Below are 2,536 nucleotides of genomic sequence, written 5' to 3' on the forward strand. Positions count from 1 at the left end.
GAAGAGGCCGGACCTGCCTACATGCAATTCACTCTACGGCAAATCCATCCCTTGGAAAAAACAACGCTTTATTCCATCCTGCGCTAAGTCAGGCATAAGCCGCGATGACGGAGCAGGCAACCTCGCCTACCCTCAATGCAGCCAGCACCTGGCAAAAACCAAAAGGAAATAACAAAATAATTTTTTAGTATTTCCTGGCCTAAGCAGCCGACCCTATAGTCGCCACCCACTACTTACACAACAAGCGCGGGGCTCTGAAATGTCGAAATTCGCCAAACCGCTACTCAACGCCAGCCTGGCACTCCTGCTGGGTGCCGGCCTGCTCAGTCAGGCCTTCGCTGGCGAGCAGCTGAAGACCATCCAGGAAAAAGGCGTGATCAACGTCGGCCTCGAAGGCACCTACCCACCGTTCAGCTTCCAGGACGAAAACGGCAAGCTGACCGGCTTCGAAGTGGAACTGTCCGAGCTGCTGGCCAAGGAGCTGGGGGTAAATGCCAAGGTGCAGCCGACCAAGTGGGACGGCATCCTCGCCGCACTGGAATCCAAGCGCCTGGACGTGGTGATCAACCAGGTGACCATTTCCGAAGAGCGCAAGAAGAAGTATGACTTCTCCGAGCCTTACACCATCTCCGGCATCCAGGCGCTGATCCTGAAGAAGAAGGCCGAGCAGCTGAACATCCACAAGGCCGCAGACCTGGCAGGCAAGAAGGTCGGTGTAGGCCTGGGCACCAACTACGAGCAATGGGTCAAGAAGGACGTGCCACAAGCCGATGTGCGCACCTATGAAGACGACCCGAGCAAGTTCGCCGACCTGCGCAACGGCCGTATCGACGCCATCCTGATCGACCGCCTGGCCGCGCTGGAATACGCGCAAAAAGCCAAGGACACCGAACTGGCCGGCGATGCCTTCTCGCGCCTGGAAAGCGGCGTGGCCCTGCGCAAGGGCGAGCCGGAACTGCTGGCAGCGATCAACAAGGCGCTGGACAAGCTCAAGGCTGACGGCACGCTGGCCAAGCTGTCCGAGAAATACTTCGGTGCCGATGTCACCAAATGATCGCTGAAAGCCTGCAACTCGTTGTCGACTCCGCGCCCTTCCTGCTGAAGGGCGCGGGCTATACAGTGCTGCTCAGTGTTGGCGGCATGTTCTTCGGCCTGGTGCTGGGCTTTGCCCTGGCACTGATGCGGTTGTCGAAGATATTGCCCCTGAACTGGCTGGCGCGGGTCTACGTGTCGTTCTTCCGCGGCACGCCGCTGCTGGTGCAGCTGTTCGTCATCTACTTCGGCATGCCGCAGATCGGCATCGAACTCGACCCGATCCCGGCTTCGCTGATCGGCCTGTCGCTGAACATGGCCGCCTACATCTGCGAAATCCTGCGCGCGGCGATTTCCTCGATCGACCATGGCCAGTGGGAAGCCGCCGCCAGTATCGGCATGACCCGCGTCCAGGCCATGCGCCGGGCGATCCTGCCCCAGGCCTTGCGCACCGCACTGCCGCCGTTGGGCAACAGCTTCATCTCGCTGGTCAAGGACACTGCCCTGGCGGCAACCATCCAGGTGCCCGAGCTGTTCCGCCAGGCCCAGCTGATCACCGCACGCACCTTCGAAGTGTTCACTATGTACGTGGCGGTAGCGGTCATCTACTGGGTGTTGTGCAGCATCCTCGCGCACTTCCAGAACCGCATGGAAGCGCGAGTCAACCAGCATGACCAGGAGCATTGAGCATGATTGAAGTCAAAGGCCTGACCAAGCGGTTCAAAGGCCAGACCGTGCTCAACGGTATCGACCTGACCGTACAACCCGGCGAAGTGGTGGCCATCATCGGCCCCAGCGGCTCGGGCAAGACAACCTTCCTGCGTTGCCTGAACCTGCTGGAAACACCCGATGCCGGGCAGATTCAGATCGGCGATATCAGCATCGACGCCAACCGCCCGCTGGGTGGGCAGCAAAGTGCGATTCGCCGCTTGCGCCAGCAGGCCGGGTTCGTGTTCCAGAACTTCAACCTGTTCCCTCATCGCACCGCCCTGGAAAACGTGATCGAGGGGCCGGTGATCGTCAAGAAGACACCCCGCGAGCAGGCGATCGAACTGGGCCGGCGCCTGCTGGCCAAGGTCGGCCTGGCCGGCAAGGAAGACGCCTACCCGCGGCGCCTGTCCGGTGGCCAGCAACAACGGGTGGCCATCGCCCGCGCCTTGGCAATGGAGCCGGAGGTGATCCTGTTCGACGAGCCGACCTCGGCGCTGGACCCCGAACTGGTGGGTGAAGTGCTGGCGACCATCCGCGGCCTGGCCGAGGAGAAGCGCACAATGATCATCGTTACCCACGAGATGAGCTTTGCCCGGGATGTGGCGAACCGGGTGATCTTCTTCGACAAGGGCGTGATCGTGGAACAGGGCGAGGCCAAGGCGCTGTTTGCGGCGCCGAAGGAAGAGCGTACCCGGCAGTTCTTGCGCAAGTTCCTGGGGACTGCTGCCTCCGAGTAAACCTGCACTGGCCCTATCGCCGGCAAGCCAGCTTGTATGGTTAGACTTGAAGGGAG

At 61.0% G+C, this 2,536-nt stretch carries 3 protein-coding genes; all 3 read left to right on the top strand.

The genetic code is table 11. The annotated features are described in order from the left end of the window. Positions 1-259 precede the first annotated feature (259 nt). Genes tcyJ through tcyN form a run of 3 tightly spaced genes read left to right on the top strand, consistent with a single transcriptional unit; the run spans position 260 to position 2,480 of the window. Entirely contained in the window at positions 260-1,054 is a 795-nt protein-coding gene (gene tcyJ / locus MJ643_RS29570; protein ID WP_013970437.1) for a cystine ABC transporter substrate-binding protein, read from the top strand. Next, positions 1,051-1,719 (top strand): cystine ABC transporter permease, encoded by a 669-nt coding sequence (tcyL, locus tag MJ643_RS29575; RefSeq protein ID WP_013970436.1) that lies wholly within the window; start codon positions 1,051-1,053, stop codon positions 1,717-1,719. Before tcyJ ends, tcyL begins: the two co-directional genes overlap by 4 nt. 2 nt (positions 1,720-1,721) lie before the next feature. Then, a complete protein-coding gene (tcyN, locus tag MJ643_RS29580) occupies positions 1,722-2,480 on the top strand; it encodes an L-cystine ABC transporter ATP-binding protein TcyN (RefSeq protein WP_013970435.1) in 759 nt (252 codons plus the stop codon). Positions 2,481-2,536: the final 56 nt, after the last annotated feature.

The organism is Pseudomonas sp. PNPG3, assembly GCF_023093815.1.
Taxonomy (GTDB): Bacteria; Pseudomonadota; Gammaproteobacteria; order Pseudomonadales; family Pseudomonadaceae; genus Aquipseudomonas; species Aquipseudomonas asiatica.